16 protein-coding genes are annotated in these 19983 nt (G+C 44.9%); 8 read left to right on the top strand and 8 right to left on the bottom strand.

Annotated elements, in window-relative coordinates; genetic code table 11:
• Window positions 1–246: 246 nt before the first annotated feature.
• Window positions 247–1461 (top strand): 4Fe-4S binding protein, encoded by a 1215-nt coding sequence (locus tag MZ182_RS01360; RefSeq protein ID WP_248068241.1) that lies wholly within the window; start codon window positions 247–249, stop codon window positions 1459–1461.
• Window positions 1462–1531: 70 nt separating this feature from the next.
• Here MZ182_RS01360 and katG read toward each other — a convergent pair whose 3' ends face one another.
• Window positions 1532–3718, bottom strand: a complete 2187-nt coding sequence (katG, locus tag MZ182_RS01355; protein ID WP_011787666.1) for a catalase/peroxidase HPI — start codon at window positions 3716–3718, stop codon at window positions 1532–1534.
• A 408-nt stretch (window positions 3719–4126) separates the two neighbouring features.
• Between katG and MZ182_RS01350 the strand changes: the two genes are divergently transcribed.
• On the top strand, window positions 4127–5167 hold the full coding sequence (locus MZ182_RS01350) for a GGDEF domain-containing protein (protein WP_248068244.1): 1041 nt from the start codon (window positions 4127–4129) through the stop codon (window positions 5165–5167).
• Window positions 5168–5238: 71 nt separating this feature from the next.
• Here MZ182_RS01350 and typA read toward each other — a convergent pair whose 3' ends face one another.
• A complete protein-coding gene (gene typA, locus MZ182_RS01345) occupies window positions 5239–7050 on the bottom strand; it encodes a translational GTPase TypA (protein ID WP_011787664.1) in 1812 nt (603 codons plus the stop codon).
• A 1034-nt stretch (window positions 7051–8084) separates the two neighbouring features.
• Between typA and glnA the strand changes: the two genes are divergently transcribed.
• Window positions 8085–9494: a glutamate--ammonia ligase gene (glnA, locus tag MZ182_RS01340; RefSeq protein WP_248068247.1), complete on the top strand. Its 1410-nt coding sequence runs from the start codon at window positions 8085–8087 to the stop codon at window positions 9492–9494.
• Window positions 9495–9812: 318 nt separating this feature from the next.
• Here the strand turns inward: glnA and MZ182_RS01335 are convergent, their stop codons facing one another.
• From MZ182_RS01335 to MZ182_RS01325, 3 genes are all read right to left on the bottom strand, one after another.
• Window positions 9813–10685, bottom strand: coding sequence for a hypothetical protein (locus MZ182_RS01335; protein ID WP_248084769.1), 873 nt, complete (start codon window positions 10683–10685; stop codon window positions 9813–9815).
• 182 nt (window positions 10686–10867) lie between these two features.
• The gene (locus MZ182_RS01330; RefSeq protein ID WP_248114735.1) at window positions 10868–11740 is read right to left on the bottom strand and encodes a hypothetical protein; all 873 of its coding nucleotides are present in this window, start codon (window positions 11738–11740) and stop codon (window positions 10868–10870) included.
• 197 nt (window positions 11741–11937) lie between these two features.
• Window positions 11938–12132 carry a hypothetical protein gene (locus MZ182_RS01325; RefSeq protein ID WP_011918503.1) on the bottom strand — a complete coding sequence of 65 codons (195 nt, stop codon included), beginning with the start codon at window positions 12130–12132 and terminating at the stop codon, window positions 11938–11940.
• Window positions 12133–12497: 365 nt separating this feature from the next.
• Here MZ182_RS01325 and MZ182_RS01320 point away from each other — a divergent pair, with 365 nt between their 5' ends.
• On the top strand, window positions 12498–12821 hold the full coding sequence (locus MZ182_RS01320) for a YceK/YidQ family lipoprotein (RefSeq protein ID WP_011787659.1): 324 nt from the start codon (window positions 12498–12500) through the stop codon (window positions 12819–12821).
• An 88-nt stretch (window positions 12822–12909) separates the two neighbouring features.
• On the opposite strand, the gene MZ182_RS01315 is transcribed toward MZ182_RS01320, so the two are convergent.
• Both MZ182_RS01315 and MZ182_RS01310 read right to left on the bottom strand, forming a co-directional pair.
• Window positions 12910–14031 carry an aminotransferase class V-fold PLP-dependent enzyme gene (locus tag MZ182_RS01315; RefSeq protein WP_011787658.1) on the bottom strand — a complete coding sequence of 374 codons (1122 nt, stop codon included), beginning with the start codon at window positions 14029–14031 and terminating at the stop codon, window positions 12910–12912.
• A gap of 4 nt (window positions 14032–14035) precedes the next feature.
• Window positions 14036–15214: a PrnB family protein gene (locus MZ182_RS01310; RefSeq protein WP_248068255.1), complete on the bottom strand. Its 1179-nt coding sequence runs from the start codon at window positions 15212–15214 to the stop codon at window positions 14036–14038.
• A gap of 308 nt (window positions 15215–15522) precedes the next feature.
• On the opposite strand from MZ182_RS01310, the gene MZ182_RS01305 reads away from it, so the two are divergent.
• Genes MZ182_RS01305 through MZ182_RS01295 form a run of 3 tightly spaced genes read left to right on the top strand, consistent with a single transcriptional unit; the run spans window position 15523 to window position 17306 of the window.
• A complete protein-coding gene (locus MZ182_RS01305) occupies window positions 15523–16170 on the top strand; it encodes a CHAP domain-containing protein (protein ID WP_248068258.1) in 648 nt (215 codons plus the stop codon).
• 5 nt (window positions 16171–16175) lie between these two features.
• The gene (locus MZ182_RS01300) at window positions 16176–16754 is read left to right on the top strand and encodes a hypothetical protein (RefSeq protein WP_248068261.1); all 579 of its coding nucleotides are present in this window, start codon (window positions 16176–16178) and stop codon (window positions 16752–16754) included.
• Window positions 16755–16793: 39 nt separating this feature from the next.
• A complete protein-coding gene (locus MZ182_RS01295) occupies window positions 16794–17306 on the top strand; it encodes a M23 family metallopeptidase (protein WP_248068264.1) in 513 nt (170 codons plus the stop codon).
• Between the two features lie 16 nt (window positions 17307–17322).
• Here MZ182_RS01295 and MZ182_RS01290 read toward each other — a convergent pair whose 3' ends face one another.
• On the bottom strand, window positions 17323–17487 hold the full coding sequence (locus MZ182_RS01290; RefSeq protein WP_011787653.1) for a DUF2986 domain-containing protein: 165 nt from the start codon (window positions 17485–17487) through the stop codon (window positions 17323–17325).
• 319 nt (window positions 17488–17806) lie between these two features.
• Here MZ182_RS01290 and MZ182_RS01285 point away from each other — a divergent pair, with 319 nt between their 5' ends.
• Window positions 17807–19978, top strand: a complete 2172-nt coding sequence (locus MZ182_RS01285) for a TonB-dependent receptor (RefSeq protein ID WP_011787652.1) — start codon at window positions 17807–17809, stop codon at window positions 19976–19978.
• The last annotated feature ends 5 nt before the right edge of the window (window positions 19979–19983 follow it).

The following is a 19983-nucleotide window of genomic DNA, read 5'->3' as shown; positions in this document are numbered from 1 at the left end:
CTCTAGCCTCTAGCCTCTAGCCTCTAGCCTCTAGCCTCTAGCAAATAAATTAGCTTTTCTCCCCCTGCAACTCATGTTGCTTTTGTGCAACCCTAAAATGCATAGCTTTGTGAGCTATCACGCGCTTTAGTGGGTTGATGGCGTAAATTTTGGATCTGCTGCACAATTTCGTTTAGTACTCAAAAACTTATCTTCCATCCACCCCTCATAGTTTGTACTTGTAACTTATTCGCTGTATTCATCACTATGACTTTTATCGAATCACTCACGTTGATGTTGGCATTGATGTATCTCGCTTCTCTTAGTTATTGGAGCGGCCAAAAGTGGGGAGCTATCGCCACCCTCTTGTGTAGTTTAGCTACCGTCGCCATTAGCCTATATTGGCCCTTAGCTCTAGGTTTACTGATTGCATTACCTGCGGCTTTTGCCGTTAACAAATTTGCACCAGACTCCTTAAAGCAAGAAATTAAAATCAATACCTTGCGTGAAGGTACTCAGCATCTTTTAGCACTGTCCTTACTCTTGGTCGCTATCCAATACACCATTAACACGATATTACTGAAACAAGGCATAACACCTTGGCTAATGCGTCCCGATGTGGTGGATGCTTTCTTACCCATAGCGGGTGGCATTGAGCTTAAGGCCATTATTAGTCTCAATTTGTGGGATCAAACCCATCCTGCGGCGGCGGTTATGTTGGCTGCAGTCTTAGTCACGGGTTTGCTCTGCAAGCGAGCATTTTGTGGATGGGCTTGCCCATTAGGTTTAGCAGGGGAATATCTCTATGCATTTAGAAAACGCTTTATTAAAGCGGAATTAGCCCCACCCGCTTGGCTCGATTGGCCACTGCGAATGCTCAAGTATCTCTTATTGTTCGCACTCTGCTATATCGTGATCGGCATGCCAGCCCAAACCATACCCTACTATCTTGAAGGGAATTACCATAAAATCGCCGACTTAAAGATGGCACTGTTTTTTATCACGCCAGGACTTGTCACCCTGTTATGCTTTGGATTGATCCTCGCGTTAGCCGCATGGCGTCGTCAGGGATTCTGCCGTTATTTGTGCCCCTATGGTGCCATGCTTGGGATTTTAAGCTTTGCAAGCCCACTTAAAATCCGCCGAGATACTCAGCACTGCTTGATCGACGCCAAAGGAATGAAATGTGATAAATGTACCCGCGCCTGCCCTGCAAATATCATAGTGCACACTAAAACTACGGTTCGCAGTGATGAGTGTCAGGCCTGTATGCGCTGCGTTGCCGCCTGCCCTAAATCAGCGGCGCTTGGCTTGAGTCTCAAATCTGGCCACCGATTGGGCCATAAAGGATTACTCGCACTGGTACTACTGGCATTATTTGCATTACCACTTGGGGCCTATTTAGGCGGTTTTTGGCATAGCCAAACTCCAGATAATATTCGGATGGAACTTATTAAAGTCATAGATAGAGTCGGGCATTAAGCTAAGTTTGACATAAAAAACAAGGTGCAGCTCAACTGCACCTTGTTTGTTTTATCTCAATACTCAGCCATTAAGCGAGGTCAAATCTGTCGGCATTCATCACCTTGGTCCATGCATTCACAAAGTCATGCACAAACTTCTCTTTGGCATCGTCTTGAGCATAAATTTCAGCGTAGGATCTCAGCACCGAATTAGAACCAAATACAAGATCGACTCGGGTAGCAGTCCATTTCACTGTTCCGGTTTTACGCTCAATAATCTGGTACAGATTATTGCCAGCAGGTTTCCAGTTGTAAGACATGTCAGTCAAATTAACAAAAAAGTCATTACTGAGTACACCCACACGATCCGTAAACACACCATGCGCGCTACCTGCATAGTTGGCACCTAATACCCTCATGCCACCAATCAACACTGTCATTTCGTGGGCTGTGAGTCCCATAAGCTGAGTGCGATCTAACATAAGTTCTTCAGGTTGAACAACATAATCCTTTTTCTGCCAGTTGCGATAGGCATCGTGTAAGGGCTCAAGCACGGCAAATGATTCTATATCCGTCATCTCCTGTGAAGCATCACCACGGCCAGAAGCGAATGGTACTCGAATATTCACCCCTGCATCTTGGGCCGCTTTTTCTACGGCTGCGGTTCCACCCAATACAATTAAGTCGGCAATACTGACTTTTTGACTCAAACCAGTCTGAATATCGGTTAGCACTTTGAGTACTTTTTGCAAACGGACGGGTTCATTACCTTCCCAATCCTTTTGTGGTGCGAGACGAATGCGGGCACCATTGGCACCACCGCGATAATCAGAGCCGCGGAAAGTGCGTGCGCTATCCCAAGCGGTTGTTACAAGCTCAGCAATACTCAATCCTGATGCCAAAATTTTCGCTTTTAATGCGGTAATGTCATCATCAGAGAGGCGGTAATCCACCTGTGGAATCGGGTCCTGCCAAATTAAATCTTCTGCAGGCACTTCTGGGCCGAGATAACGGCTTTTAGGACCTAAATCGCGGTGGGTCAATTTGAACCAAGCACGGGCAAAGACTTCAGAGAAATAAGCAGGATCTTTATAGAACTTCTCAGAAATTTTCCGATATTCAGGATCCATTTTCATCGCCATGTCGGCATCTGTCATTATTGGATTGTGGCGAATCGTCGGATCTTCAACATCGACAGGTTTATCTTCTTCTTTGATATTAATGGGTTCCCATTGCCACGCACCTGCAGGGCTCTTTTTCAGTTCCCAATCATAACCAAGTAACAATGAGAAATAGCCGTTGTCCCATTGGGTCGGATGGGTGGTCCAAGCCCCTTCAATACCGCTAGTGACAGTATTACGGCCAACGCCTCGACCGTGCTTATTAAGCCAACCTAAACCTTGGGCTTCAACATCCTCAGCCTCGGGCTCGGGACCAAGATTCTGCGCCTTACCATTACCATGGCATTTACCCACAGTATGTCCGCCCGCGGTCAGGGCAACCGTTTCTTCATCATCCATCGCCATACGAGCGAAGGTTATTCTTATATCTTGTGCGGTTCGAAGAGGATCAGGATTACCATCTACGCCTTCAGGATTCACATAAATTAGCCCCATCATCACAGCGGCCAATGGATTTTCGAGATCGCGCTCCCCAGAATAACGGCTGTTGGGATTATCGCTCGGTGCAAGCCATTGTTTTTCTGAGCCCCAGTAAATGTCTTTCTCTGGATGCCAAATATCGGCACGGCCACCTGCAAAACCATATGTTTTCAAACCCATAGACTCATAGGCAACATTACCTGCAAGTATGATCAAATCAGCCCAAGACAGCTTATTGCCGTATTTCTTCTTGATCGGCCAAAGTAAACGGCGAGCCTTGTCGAGGTTAGCGTTATCGGGCCAGCTATTAAGTGGAGCAAACCTTTGATTACCCGTACCTGCACCACCACGGCCATCGGCAATACGGTAAGTACCCGCAGAATGCCACGCCATACGGATCATTAATCCGCCGTAGTGTCCCCAGTCCGCTGGCCACCAGTCTTGGCTATCTGTCATTAAGGCATATAAATCTTGTTTTACCGCCGCAAGATCGAGCGTTTTAAATGCTTCGCTGTAATTAAAAGTAGGATCCATTGGATCCGTTTTTTTGTCGTGCTGATGCAAAATATCGAGATTTAATGCCTTAGGCCACCAGTCCATATTATTGGTTGTGACGGAGGTATTACCACCATGCATTACTGGGCATTTACCTTGAGAGCTGTGAGTCTTATCCATGAGATCTTCCTTTATTGATGACGAACGAAGGGCGTATAGCCTGAATCATTTTTGTGTAATCTAGACTAATCACTTTCTGCCACCCCCTAAAGCGACTTTAACAGTTTGTATTAATCTGTTTTTATGATTAGTGATACCGTCCATACTCTCGATAAATGGGGAGAATAAACGAGCATCATGACAAAAAAGCCTGAACTTAAGGAATAAAACTAGGTTACTTTCGCGAAAAGACAACACGATAGATCTAAAAAACACCATAACAAATGCGCAAGATCACTATCTGAGCTCCTAGTTTAGTTTTTACAAAACTATATTGATTTTAATCAGACTGCAGAACCATTTTATCGTCAATACTTATTCTATAAGGGTATCGAAAACACGTTATATCCTCTCATTTGGAGTGAGTCTATGCGACAGAGACGCCTGCAACTTATGCAATCACTTTTTGACGAATATATTGAGATGTACTCCTCACGGAATGACAAGCTCACGACGCGTTTTAGCGATAATTTTAGTGGTTATGCGGGCAGTAGTGATGTTCTGATCACGAATAAAGAAGAGTGGATACGAATTACTCGCCAAGACTTTGCACAAGTACCAGAGCGGATCCACATCGAAATGCTAGATTTATCATTGCAGGATCTTGCAGAGGATATCCTTGTTGTTACCGCTTTTTTCCATATACATTTGCCGATCCCTGAATCAATACTCTGCCAAGAAACCGCAAGGTTAGTGCTCATTTTTCATCAAGAAAACAAGGATTGGAAAATTGCCCATAGCGGCATATCTATCTCATATGGTTTAGCCAATAACGGGGAGATCTACCCCATGACGAGCCTAGAAGAAAGGAATCGCGAACTTGAGTCTATGATTGAAGCGCGCACCCGTGAATTGGCAGAAGCAAACAGCCGATTAGAAAAACTGAGTAACACAGACGGCTTAACCAATATTGGTAACCGTAGGCTCTTTGACCATATACTGCAAATGGAATGGAGCCGCGGACAACGCAGCAGTGCACCACTCGCGCTAATCATGCTCGATATTGACCACTTTAAATTGTTTAATGACCACTATGGTCATCTCGCTGGAGATGACTGCCTTAAACTACTGGCTAAGGGGTTATCTCAGTCAGGTCGTCGGGCGGGTGAATTGGTTGCACGCTATGGCGGTGAAGAATTTGTCATTTTACTCCCCAATACAGATCAGCAAACAGCACTCGATACGGCGCAATACATTCATCAACTTATCCAATCGCTTGCTATCCCCCATGTCAAAACCGACCTTGGTACAGTCACTGTGAGTCTTGGTGTCACCTGTATAGAGCCCTCAGAGCAACACAGCGCCTTAGAATTGGTACGCCAAGCAGATGCCGCGCTTTATCTTGCCAAATCGGCAGGTCGTAATTGTATACGTTATATGTCGCCATCAGTGAACAAGCTTGAAACGTAAAATAAAAAAGCCCCGTCAAATTTCTTTAACGGGGCTTTCATAAGGTGGCTCACCGAAGTAAGCCGCTCTTGTTAACCGCGGTTATTGCGCTTACGATCGTTTTCAGTCAAGTGTCTCTTACGAACACGGATGCTTTTCGGCGTCACTTCAACTAATTCGTCATCATCAATAAACTCAAGCGCTTGCTCAAGCGTCATGGTAATTGGCGTAGTCAGCACTTGCGCTTCGTCAGTACCAGAGGCGCGCATGTTGGTTAACTGCTTACCTTTCAAACAGTTAACTGTTAGATCGTTTGAGCGAGCGTGGATACCAACCACTTGGCCTTCGTAGACTTCAGCCGCATGGCCGATAAAGAGACGACCACGATCCTGTAGACCGAACAGTGCGAAGGTCAACGCCTTACCCGTTGCGTTAGAGATCAATACGCCGTTAGCGCGTTGACCAATATCGCCACCTTTATGTGGACCGTAATGGTCGAACGAGTGGTAGATTAAACCAGTACCTGAAGTAGCAGTCATAAACTCAGTTTGGAAACCAATCAAACCACGGCTTGGGATGATAAAGTCGATACGGACACGACCTTTACCATCAAGCTGCATATCTTTCATTTCAGCTTTACGGGTACCCAACTTCTCGATCACTGTGCCTTGATGTTCTTCTTCAACGTCAACGGTCAACGTTTCGAATGGTTCACACAGTTCACCGTCAATGGTTTTCAGAATCACTTCTGGACGTGATACGGCTAACTCGTAACCTTCGCGACGCATGTTTTCAATCAAAATTGATAAATGCAATTCACCACGGCCTGATACGCGGAAGCGATCTGGGCTGTCAGTTTCTTCAACACGCAGTGCCACGTTGTGGACTAATTCTTGTTGTAAACGCTCAAGAATGTTACGTGAAGTCACATACTTACCTTCTTTACCTGCGAAAGGTGAAGTGTTGACTTGGAAAGTCATGGTCAGTGTAGGCTCATCAACAGACAGTGGCGGCAGTGCTTCTACATTACCAGCGGCACAGACAGTATCAGAGATTTTCAGTTCGCCTAAACCCGTAATCGCCACGATATCGCCAGCATTAGCGACCTCAACCTCAGTACGGTCAAGGCCCATGTAACCTAATACTTGGCCCATTTTACCGTTACGCGTCTTACCATCGGCACCGATGATAGTCACTTGTTGGTTAGTTTTGATGCTACCACGATTGATACGGCCCACACCGATCACACCTACATAAGAGTTGTAATCGAGCTGTGAAATTTGCATCTGGAACGCGCCATCGGCGTCAGCATCAGGGAAAGAGACTTTTTCAACGATAGTTTGGAACAGTGGCGTCATATCTTCACTGACGACATCTGGATCTAAAGTTGCAAAACCGTTTAACGCTGAAGCGTAAACGATTGGGAAATCTAATTGTTCGTCGGTCGCACCTAAGTTGTCGAACAGGTCGAACACTTGGTCGATAACCCAATCAGGGCGAGCACCTGGACGGTCAATTTTGTTGATAACAACGATTGGCTTTAGGCCTTGGGCGAACGCTTTTTTGGTTACGAAGCGAGTCTGTGGCATTGGACCATCAACGGCATCAACCAGCAATAATACTGAGTCAACCATAGACAGAACACGCTCAACCTCACCACCGAAGTCGGCGTGGCCTGGGGTATCAACGATGTTGATACGATAATCGTTCCACTTGATGGCAGTATTCTTTGCCAGAATCGTGATTCCACGTTCCTTCTCAAGATCGTTGGAGTCCATCACCCGCTCAGTAGCTTCTCCCCGGGTTGCAAGGGTTCCTGATTGCGACAGCAACTTGTCTACCAGGGTCGTTTTGCCATGGTCAACGTGTGCAATAATGGCGATGTTACGTAAATTCTCTAGCACGGATAAACCTCTTACCATCAAACAAAAATAGGGGATATTACAATATTCGTTACAGCAATCTACGTTGAGTCGCCATAAAAAAGCGTGCCATTCTACTCCAGAGCGGCCTTGGCGCACAGGATTATTTTTGAACACTTATAAAACAATACACCTTGGCAAAGGGCTTCTCGTTTGGCAACACACTAAGCCGAATAGTCTAGTCGCACCGTAAAAGCGCAAATAAATGGCCGTTTTTGGCAAATACTCATAAGTTAAACAGCTGAATTCACTATTCTTCATCTTATGGCGCGCTCACAAGAGTACGCATTTCCATCGCAATATCCAGATACTGTCACACACTATTCCCAAAGATTTTGGAATGCTAAATCCGCAATGGCAGGGTATAGACAACAGATGAGTACACAGGTTAAATACACCGCATCTTTACAACTCGCCTTCCACAACATTTCATCTAAACGCTACTGGCTCATAAGCCATAAACTTATTTCGCTCTAGAGAACGAAGCTAGTGCTAATAACATGATCTTAAACACCTATTATAATTTTGCACACGGCTATGATTAGAACCTTAGCCTGTTACTTTCACATTATTTTATGACATTAATATGGCCAAAAAATAATCTCACAATAGGATTAGAATTAGCGCCCTGTTCTCTGTATGTTATGTGTAAGACCTATCATGCACACTGTCATAAAAGTAAATCTTGTTGTGTTGAGTCGTATTATTGAATGAGTCACTTAGATTCTAACCCGTGTCAGTAACATGCAAAAAAACGACAGTGCCGTTAGCATTAGGGCGTATTGCCACTGCGCACCAAAATAGATTTATGCACCAAAATGCCACACGCAAACGCACCATCATAGTGCATTTGTAAAATCAATTTAGTGCAATGTTTTTTATAGCCATTAATTATCAACACGTTACATTGTTGGCATGGATATCGCTATATAGCTCGTAAGTTTGGCTCAGTAATATACACTTGAGTTAAAAGATTATAAGAAGGGTCATCCCTTTACCCTACCGGAGGCTTGAGAATGTCAGTTAAATCAGTTTTAAAGCAACTTGAAGAATTAGAAGTTAAGTTTGTTGATTTACGTTTTACCGACACCAAAGGTAAAGAGCAGCATGTATCTATTCCTACTCATCAAGTAGATGCTGACTTCTTCGAAGACGGTAAAATGTTTGACGGCTCTTCAATTGCAGGCTGGAAAGGCATTAACGAATCAGACATGGTACTGATGCCAGATCCAACCACTTTTGTACTGGATCCCTTCACCGAAGAAACCACAGCCTTGATCCGCTGTGACATTCTAGAGCCAGGCACAATGACAGGTTACGACCGTGATCCACGTTCTATCGCTAAAAAAGCGGAAGAATACCTACGCTCTACCGGTATCGCTGACACTGTATTGATTGGCCCAGAACCAGAATTCTTCCTCTTTGACGATGTCCGTTTCGGTACTGACATGTCAGGTTGTTTCGTTAAGATCGACGCTAAAGAAGCGGCTTGGAACTCAGGTACAAGCTACGAAGGTGGCAACACAGGTCACCGTCCATTCGTTAAAGGCGGTTATTTCCCAGTTGCACCTGTTGACTCATCACAGGACTTACGTAGCGCTATGTGTTTAGTGCTTGAAGAAATGGGCCAAGTGGTTGAAGCGCATCACCACGAAGTGGCAACTGCGGGTCAAAACGAAATCGCCACTCGCTTCAACACACTGACTAAGAAAGCGGACGAAATCCAAATTCTGAAGTACGTAGTTCACAACATGGCACACGCCTACGGCAAGACTGCGACTTTCATGCCTAAGCCAATCGTTGGCGACAACGGTAGTGGCATGCACGTTCACCAATCTTTATCTAAAGATGGCGTTAACCTGTTCGCAGGTGACAAATACGCTGGTCTGAGTGAAACCGCTCTGTACTACATTGGCGGTATCATCAAGCACGCTCGCGCGCTGAACGCTTTCACTAACCCGAGCACTAACTCTTACAAGCGTTTAGTGCCACATTTTGAAGCACCTGTTATGTTGGCTTACTCTGCCCGTAACCGCTCTGCATCAATCCGAATTCCAGTGGTACCAAGCCCTAAAGGCCGCCGTATCGAAGCACGCTTCCCAGATCCACATGCAAACCCATACTTAGGTTTTGCTGCACTGCTGATGGCAGGTCTTGACGGTATCCAAAACAAGATCCACCCAGGCGAAGCGATGGACAAAGACTTGTACGATCTGCCAGCCGAAGAAGCGGCTGAAATCCCACAAGTGGCCACTTCATTAGAAAACGCCCTTGAAAACCTGCAAGCAGACCATGAGTTCTTAACCCGTGGCGGCGTATTCAGCGAAGATTTTATCCAGTCTTACATTGCACTGAAAACTGCTGAAGCTGAGCGTGTAGCACGTACAACTCACCCATTAGAGTTTGAAATGTACTACAGTCTGTAATGGCTAGCGCTATACAACCAGCTCGCTTTATGTAATTGATACAGAAAATATAAAAGCCTCGATAGCAACGCTATCGGGGCTTTTTGTATTTTGAAGGTATATACAACTTTGATTCTGATTCAATCATCGCGTTGTTCTCTAAATAGGCATCATCGCCAACCACTCTTTATCATTCAGAGAAGGCACGCCAGACACCGCGGCAACAGTAGAGATAGATGGTTAAAAAACAATCTAAATTAAACGGGTGTGCGGCATAAAACCACCTATATAGTCGAAAGTTAACTACCGCGCCATTGTTGTTAAGTGTCCACGCTTTATTCAACTAGGCTGGGGATTGTCAGGGGCGAAATCTGACAGTTGGGCAGGTTCGCCTGACTCAAATGACGCAAATGGTACGCCATCTAACACGCGCTCATTTTTAAATACACGGATTTCAGAATCAGGTAACTGCGTCATCAGCAATGACAAGATAGTGTGCATCTTATCCAATGGGCAATGAAGACGAATACTTGCACGTAAGCCCATTGTTCGTACATCCGATTGGCAGGCAATAAATGGACGATTCCGCGTTACCTTAATCAAATGACGATGCCCATTTTTTATAGGACTCTCGTAAGTAGTCTCTACATTTTTAAAACCAGTAAAGAAAAATGCCATCACGGCAAAACTACCTGCACCGACCAAGGCGGCCGGGCCTAAAAAGGCCACCCAGACAATACAAACCACCACTCCAAACCAAGCCAGCCCCCGCACTACCGCGTAGGCGGCATCCGGTATAACGTCATGATAGGTAGTAACTAAACCCTCGGTGGTAAGCCGATAATGGTACTGTTTGTCGGCCAACCAGAGGTAGCGGATAAATGGCGCAAAAATCAGTGCCATGAAAAAAAAACCATACCATTGGTCAGACTCATACCAGTACGCCACCAAGCCAATCAGCACCATTATCCCGCAGGGAATAATGACAACGAGCCACCCCATGGCATACACGGTCGCTACCTTAATATCCCACTCATAGAGGGTGGGCGCCTCGCGAACCCGCTGCTGACGTAGCTTATTGAGCCGGTCTTGCTCCTCTTGGGGTAATTGCAGGAACTCACTGCGCGGCAGGTCTTCATACCGACTGTCGTTCAACGGTTGTGTGTCTTGCTCTGTCGACGCCGACTGCTGCGGCGCTGCTCTCTTATTCATATAGCTATTCCTTTGCTGTACCCACAGACTGCACGGTCATCGTTAACCTACCCACACAGCTCGTACTTAATGTTTTCTCACTCTTGACGATCTTGCCGCTATAAGGCCTGTTAGCATCTTGGTGGCAAAGCTGCCACTGATGACACCGAATCTCACACCAATAACAGGCGCGAAAGAAAGCGTTAGACGGCATGGGTATTCTCAGGGGCAAAATCTGCCAGTTGGGCAGGTTCGCCTGACTCAAATGACGCAAATGGTACGCCATCTAACACGCGCTCATTTTTAAATACACGGATTTCAGAATCAGGTAACTGCGTCATCAGCAATGACAAGATAATGTGCATCTTATCCAATGGGCAATGAAGACGGATACTTGCACGTAAGCCCATTGTTCGTACATCCGATTGGCAGGCAATAAATGGACGATTCCGCGTTACCTTAATCAAATGACGATGCCCATTTTTTATAGGACTCTCATAAGTTGTCTCTATATTTTTAAAACCGGTGAAGAAAAATGCCATCACGGCAAAACCACCCGCGCCGACTAAGACGGCTGGGCCTAAAAAGGCCACCCCGACAATACAAACCACCACCCCAAACCAAGCCAGCCCCCGCACTACCGCGTAGGCGGCATCCGGTATAACGTCATGATAGGTAGTAACTAAACCCTCGGTGGTAAGCCGATAATGGTACTGTTTGTCGGCCAACCAGAGGTAGCGCATAAATGGCCCAAAAATCATCACTATGATGAGAAAATAATACCATTGCTCAAATCCATACCAGTATGTCACCAACCCAACTAGAGCCGTAATCCCGCACGGAATAAGGACCATGATCCACCCAATGCCATACACAGTCGCTACCTTAATATCCCACTCATAGAGGGTGGGCGCCTCGCGAACCCGCTGCTGACGTAGCTTATTGAGCCGGTCTTGCTCCTCTTGGGGTAATTGCAGGAACTCACTGCGCGGCAGATCTTCATACCGACTGTCGTCCAACGGTTGTGTCTCTTGCTCTGTCGACGCCGACTGCTGCGGCGCTACTTTATTGTTCATCCTGTTACCTCTCGGTAGACTCTACTTGTAGCGTGGCCATCGCCAAACAGTAAATCCAGCCATCCATTTTAAATCAGCAACATAATATGCTCTCGGCCTACCCTCAAACGAATATTTACTGAAACAGTTTTAAGGAAAGTAATAAAAGTCGCTAGATGGCCAGCGAGGGAAGTAGAGACTGATTTTAAAGAGTATGTTCAAAACTTATCAAAGTTCTGCGAGGGCGCGGCAAACAAACCTCCATGATTAATACCAATCGTATTAAATATCTGTTCATTCAGCGGGAGTTCAACGCACTTTAGACAAGGCGAAGGCTTGAAGGCATAGTGGTGCTCTGTCGAAAGCCTTAAACGCAGTATAAAGCGCGTTGAAACCCGCCCTTCGGGAGCCACACAAGCATCCCACTCCGGTGTTGCATTGACTTAAAAGGGAATACCATTTCTGCGTCAATGCGCCTTGGATTGAGATGCTTGTGAGGCTCTGAACTGATGAGATATTTAATGTGATTGGTATAATACTTATCCAAAACAAGAGTCGCCGTTAACAACTAGGTTATTGAGCTTGGTTGTCTCTCGTTTCTGTTGATGAATAATTGACAGATATAATCATATAGTTAGAATGCCAAGTTGTTGAAACAGAAAAGATTGGCATCGAATGAAATCAGATCTGGTTCCACACCACTGACGCTCTCAGTTGATCAAGTGAGTAGATCATACCGAAGCAATGCAGTTTTTCACATATAAACAATGGAGTGGTTATGCGTTGGTTGATTTGGTCGGTCGTGTGCTGTTCTCTGACTGGATGTGCGACAATAACATCGAGGATGGGAGAAAATTCAACTTGGGGTCATTCTTTCTCTAGTGTTCAGACGGCTGTTGATAATGGCGAGGAGTGTATGGTTATCTCCGCGTTGGCGGCCCCGCCCTTGCTGCTCTTTACCATCCCGCTGACTCTGGTGGATATGGGCAGTGCGCTGCTCGTCGACGCTGTTATGCTACCTGCAGATTTAGCGATCACGCCCAGCGATCCCAAGCTCCACACCCCACGACCTATGGTCTGCCGCTATGACTACAAGATTTAAGCATGATCGCACCCAATAAATAACCTCAAATCCAAGCACCGCTGCCTGTGTGACGATGAGTTAACGCCGCCATTTTAAATCATTTACGTTAGCGATGAGCCTTGATCACACTCAATAGCAACTGAATATCGGCTTTATCATTATAAATATGCGGCGAAATACGTATCCCCATACTACGAGCATCCACACTGATATTTGCCTTGGCAAGGGCTGCCATTATTTGCCCTTGTTGTTCACCAAATTGCAAAACTAAGGTGCCACTGCGTTTTTCTATCTCTCTAGGTGATACAAACTCTTGATCTAGCGCCTCGGCAACGATATCAATCAATAGCTGGTTCCCTTTACGCAATTGTTCAACCCCTATATCGGCAAAATAATGAATACTGTGGGCGGCAATGGCATAGGGCGCAATAGAGGGCGTTCCACCCCAAAAACGCAGTGCCGAGTTGTGATAACGAAAATCATGGATATTAAATTCAAAGGGATTTTCATGGCTAAACCAACCCACATCCTTAGGTTGGCAACTGTCTATAATGCTAGGGTTAACCCAAAGGTAAGCGGCTCCGGGGCCAGAGCAAAGCCACTTCACACTCGACCCTATCAAAAAGTCAGGTTGTAACTGAGCTAAATTAAGCGGAATAATTCCAGCGGATTGCGCAACATCGACCACACTTAAGCAGCCATATTGACGTGCCATCGCCAAGATATTCGCAAGCGGAGCCTGCTGCCCAGTATTGGAATATGCATGGCTAACAAACACTAAATCGATATCCGAGCCCATATGGGCATCCCATACATTGGCATCGGTTATATCTAACGTTTTAGGAATAAAACGCACTTCACAACTGGCGGGTAATGCCTTTTTAATAGCAAAACCCATGCTAGGGAAATCAATTTCACTCATCAACACCACGGCATGTTCGCGGTTTAGGCGTGCCAAAGACATCAGGATTTTTGCTAACGCACTCGACAAATTAACCTGAGGGCAAAAATCCTTTTGGTGACCGTTAAATAACTTAGATAAAGCAAAGGTAAAATCATCAATCACGCTTAACCATTGCCCCCAAGGTTCACGCCCAGAGTCCTGCCATGGTGCAAAAAATGCTTCTTTAAAGACTTGTTCGGTAGACTTAAGTGGACGCCCTACGGAGTGGCTCAACAAATAACCGGGATTGGCGAGACAAAAATCCTTTTTAAAATCGCTAAACATGGTATTACCTCAAACTCTCTTTTAAACAGTTAAGATCATCATAGCGGGTACGAATATCACTGCGTTTAGTGGCTGCACGCCTATCTCGAAGTTTTTCGAGGGAACCCAGCAGCACAGATAATGGTGGCCCACTTGCAGTGACCTTAGCCAGATGTTGTTGAGCCATAGTCTTAGAAGGCTCGGCAATATATTTAGTGACTAATTGATTATGGTGCTGAATTGCGGTCTCACCATGCAATTCACAAACCTCGATAAAGAGTTTAAGATTTTGCTGATACCAATCTTGGTTAACACTATTCTTTGCCTGCAAAAAATCATCCATTAAGTTAGGGCGGCGCATGCATTCCCGTAGTAGCTGCTGATCTTCTGGCATCATATATAAAAATTTATCCACCAGCATTTGCGAGTAGGAAGACTCGTTGGCAAAACAAAGCCCTAATGTCAGATCAATAACATTAATCCCCGCAAAATCCCCAGCATTTGCCCCACGATAAACAACGGAGCCTACACGATAAGGTTTGTAGTAAGGACGCACACAATAAAAGAAGCGGTCTGTATCTAATCGATTAAATAATTGGGTATTCGATTCAATTACATCCTGTAATGCCTGTTTAGCGACACGCAGTAAATCCAGACTTATTGGATGGGAAATTCCTAGCGGTTGGATCTTCAATAACGCATCCGCGGCACGTTTATAGGCTAAGATCCCCTTAGTGTTATAATCCACAAACAGTTTTTCATCAGGCAAATCGGTAAAACGCTTATAGATACCACGATGAGCACGATTGTGTGTGGTTAAATGCGCGGTGGCAAAGCGTGGCGTAACGCCAATGGAGGCACCAATATGCATCGCCAGTGCAGAGGCTTCGGCCAGTGGTGAGGTGGTTTCCCGCGACGGTTCGGTAATTTCATGGCGACGACAGGCCGCCATATACAGGCCAACATTACCGAGTAAATCAAATGCACTATCAAAGCCTTCATCGGTATTGCCTTCATCGAGCAAGGTTTTTATCAGTTCTCGCCCTTCAGATTCGAGCCGCTGTTTCGCTTCATCGCCGATATTGAGCACATTGGCGCGGTCTGATTGCAGGTAATAAAGCCGTTCAAGCTCGGAGTTTAGCTCGACGAAACGAGTGCGGATCCAATCATCGAACGCTTCGGTATTGTAGGTGGCAGGTTTCACTTGGACATCCTTGGATATTGTTATCGTTATTTTGGATGAGATGTTTTCAGTCTAACGGGTTTACACATTGCAATAAACTGAATTCACCGAGTCAAGTTAACAAGAATGCAACTTATCACCGTATGTTGCTAGAGCTTGGCCAAATTTGCTAAAGATCTAATGCCACTTTTTATTTACACCTTGTACTTAAGTATGAATCTCATCCCGTTAACGCCTTTCCCTAGACGCTCACACACTTAGAGCTTAAAATACTTGGGCGATGTATCTTACTGAATTTCAGATATTAATTTCTTGAGTTTGCCTTGTTAATGATTAAACGTATCTCCATTCTATTTTTGGGTTTAGGTATTCTCCTCAGTCTTATCTATTGTGCCTATCGTCTTATCACCCAGCATAACTTTAATACCAAATACCAAGTGGGTGACGTTATCGACTCCCTCAATGGTGTCGAGATCTATTATAACGGTGGTGTAAATACCAGTGATGGCCGCAATTTGTCTATCGATGGTTATAATTTAGGCATTAAATATCAATGTGTTGAATTTGTGAAACGTTACTTTTATCAGCGTCATCAACACAAAATGCCTGACACCTACGGTCATGCTCGCGACTTTTTTGATAACAGCTTGGCTGACGGTGCGTGGAATGAAAAACGTGCCATGCTGCAATATGTCAATGGCAGTCAATTAACGCCTCAGGCTGATGATCTACTCGTTTTTGCTCCATGGCTTTTTAATCCCTATGGCCATGTCGCTATTATTGCTGAGGTCCATGACCATCAGGTTGAAATTGTTCAGCAAAATCCAGGGCCTTTTGGACCTTCAAGAGAATATTTCCCACTAACTCAACACGATGGGCTCTGGTATATTGATGCTCCTCGGTTAAAAGGCTGGTTAAGATTGCAAACACCGACTATCGCGCCCTCGCTCTTTAGCAACCATGCTGTTGAGGAATAACACCAATGTCAGTGCTCGCTTGGTTTACCAAATGCGTTAACTTGATTAAATCATCCAAGCAAGACGTGGCATTGCCCGAGGTTTTTAATCAAATACAAATGCCCTGTATCACCATACCTCTGCAGCAGACTTATCCACTGGTGATGCCTATGGCACAGGACGATATTTATGATTATCAAATACATTGCTTACTCACACTCGAAGGGAAACAAGCCATCGATACCCTGATAAACAATGCAGGTTTTAAAGCACTGCCGGAGCACTCCGCTCCGTTTAATGGCTTAATAATGCATTCAAACCAATCGAGCTGTGTGTTTTTAAATCAATATGCAGACTTTGCAGGTATTTGCCTGAATTTAATCACTAACGATCAAACCCTACTTGAGCAACTAATTAGCTTCAAGTCACCATTACCTGATCCGTGGAAGAGTTTTCCTGATATCGATCCTGATACTCTCGGTAGCTTGCAAGGAAATCTCGATTTTTGGTGTCATTATTTTTGGCGCCCCTATTGGCTGTCACTCTCACAAAAAGAACGCTTACAATATCCCGAACCTTGGCGAGAGTTCAGCGAGTTCCATTAAAGTCTGAGGCATTTACAGAGGCTTAATTCAGGATAAATAATGAAATTGAAATATGTTGGATTAGCGCTAGTGTTACTGTTAATCAGCGGTTATCTGGTCCCTGAGTCACCCATCATCCCCGTGAAAGGCGCAAGTAGTAAAGATTGGAATAGTCAAACCTTCTGGTACGAGCCTTGGGGAGCTTCTGGCGTACATAAAGGGATAGATATTTTTGCCAAAAAAAATACCGCCGTGATAGCCCCTACACCGATGCTGATCATTTATCGAGGCGACTTCTTCCAAGGAGGTAAAGTCGTGGTAGGTCTTGGCCCTAAATGGCAAATTCACTATTTTGCCCATTTGGCGACAATTGCCACCGATACGGGGTTAATTATAACAAAGGGAGAGACTCTTGGCGCGGTTGGTGATACGGGGAATGCGCAGGGAAAACCGCCACATTTACACTATTCAATATTAAGTTTATTACCTAAACCTTGGTTGATAGATACATCGACTCAGGGATATAAAAAGGCATTTTATCAAAATCCTATCCGCTATTTAGAGGCGCAATAGTCTTTTTAAACAGGCATTAAGCAGCCGCATCACTAGGCTCTGATTCGGGTAACACTGCTGGCACTAATGCTTCCCTGTCTGCCTTAGCAATATATTTGGGTTTATTGCAGGTTTGCAGCTTAGCATTGGCTTTTTTAGCCTTATTCTTCAACGTTTGATTTATCTTCTTTTTGCGATTCATATCGACACCAATACAGCAGAAAGTGGGCAATTATATCCACTAGCTAACACTTGAGACAATCGAAAGAGCCCAAACGATGCTCAGGTGTTGCATCTAAACGTCTAAGCCCAAATAACCACTCGAAATAGTCGTTCATTATTTATAGATACTGCGACATAACAAAACGATTTCATTTACGACACGACTAGACAATCTATTCTTCCTCCCCTAGAATCTCGCCATTAACGAAAATCGTTATCATTTGCAATGTTATTTAACGGAATATGACCCATGCCAAGGAATCCGGTGTAACACTCTTACTCGCCTAGCAGGAAGTTATATGACGTTTAAAAGCTCACTTGTCGCCTTAGCAATATTGACTGCATTAACCCAATCCGCCGCCGCACAAGATGCCTCGGACAACAGTAATAAAGATCAAGAAATTGAAAAAATCACTGTCACCGCAAGCCGCATGGACAAATCCCCAAGTGCTATTCCAAATACAGTCACGATTATTGACCGCCTGCAGTTAGAGGAACAGTTCCGTACCACTAAGGATTTATCAACCATTATCGGTAACTTAGCCCCCAGCTTTTCCCCTAGTCGCCAAAAAATGAGTAACACTGGCGAAACACTGCGCGGTCGTCCTCCACTCATCATGATCGATGGCGTACCGCAATCTAATCCTTTGCGTAGCGGCGGGCGAGAAGGGCAAACCATAGATCCAGCCATGATTGAGCGTATTGAAATTATTCACGGTGCCAATGCAATGCACGGCCTAGGTGCACAGGGCGGGATTATCAACTACATCACGAAGAAACCCTCAGGCCATAATGAGCATGTGGTCAGTTTTGATGTCACCGTACCAGACTCAATGAAATCCAATGGCATGAGTTTTGGCACCAGCTATGCATTTTCTGGGGAGTCAGAATTGGTTGATATGCTAGGTTCGGTGAGTTATCGCAATAATGGCGTTTACTATGACGCTAACCATGATCTCGTGGGAGTCGATACAACACAAGGCGAGTCAATGGACAGCCAAAGTGCAGACTTCTTTATCAAGCTAGGCCATAACTTTGCCGAATCACGTATAGAGTTAATGGTTAACCACTACAACATGGATAACAATGGCGATTGGATGCCCATTGCTGGCGATAAACCTAATGGTGTACCAACAGGTGCAATAAAACAAAACCAACCTTGGGAAGCGGCTAACAACCAAGTGACGACTACTAGCTTAACTTATACCCACGAAAATATTGCAGGACAACAACTCAACCTCCAGCTTTTTAATCAAGACTTTAAAGCTGTGTATGGTGGCGGTTGTTTTGAAAGCTTCTACGATCCAGCCTTCGAGGGCAGCGACCAAGTTATCCAATGCGGCGTTGGTAGCAAAGGTGAAAGCTTGTATTATGACCAATCACGTAATTCTTCGGTCAAATGGGGCTTAAAAAGTGCGTTAATTGCTAAGGATATTGCTGGTTCAGGGATTGATGCGGCCTATGGTATCGACCTTTTCCGAGATACAACGGAGCAAGATTTAGTGAAAACAGGTTTTTCATGGGTGCCTGAAAGCACCTATGACAATATCGCCCCCTATTTACAGTTAGATTATGATTTAATTAAAAATTTAACCCTATCTACGGGCATTCGCTATGAACATGCCGAACTGAGTGTCGATGATTATAAAACCCTATGGGGGGCGGGCAATAAGCAAATCGCTGGGGGAGAAGCCTCCTTTAATAAAACCTTATTGAATATCGGCATATCCTACAAAATCACACCTGATATTCGTATTTATACTAGCTATAACGAAGGTTTTGGTATGCCTGATATAGGCCGCATTCTACGTGATGGTAAAAGCTTTCCTGGAGCAAATCCCAGTATCAGTGACTCACTTGCGCTCACGCCCATCGTTACAGATAACGTGGAAGTCGGTGCCGATTACCAAGGTAAATACCTGCGAGCTAAGATTTCCTACTACCGTTCGGCCACCGATTTCGGCTCACGTTTAGCCTTAAATAGTGATGGTTTTTACGATGTGAAACGGGAAAAAAGTGTTATCGATGGCATTGAAGCCAATGTGACCGCTTATTTGACCAGCAATGACGATTTAGGTATGAATATCGCTATCCAACAGGGCGAATACGATTCTAACGGCGATAATAAAGTGGATACCGATCTTGATGGTGCCAATATTGCTCCAAACCGTATCAACCTCTATTGGACGCATAATTTTGATAATGAAATGTCCACTCGCGTTCAAGCCAACTACTTTATGGACCGCGACTTTAAAAATGCTGCGGGAACGCAATATGCCGAATTTGATGGTTACACTACCGTCGATGCTTCCTTCTCTATGCCACTCTATACAGGCACTTTAAGCTTAGGCCTGCAAAACCTGCTAAATAAGGATTATTTCAACTATTACTCACAAACTATGGGGACAAATGATCGTTATTTCAAAGGGATGGGACGAACAGCGACCATAGGCTATACACTACCTTTTTAAACTGC

The organism is Shewanella sp. JNE2 (genome assembly GCF_023159115.1).
Lineage (GTDB): Bacteria > Pseudomonadota > Gammaproteobacteria > Enterobacterales > Shewanellaceae > Shewanella > Shewanella putrefaciens.
This window is presented reverse-complemented; position numbering and strand designations above follow the sequence as displayed.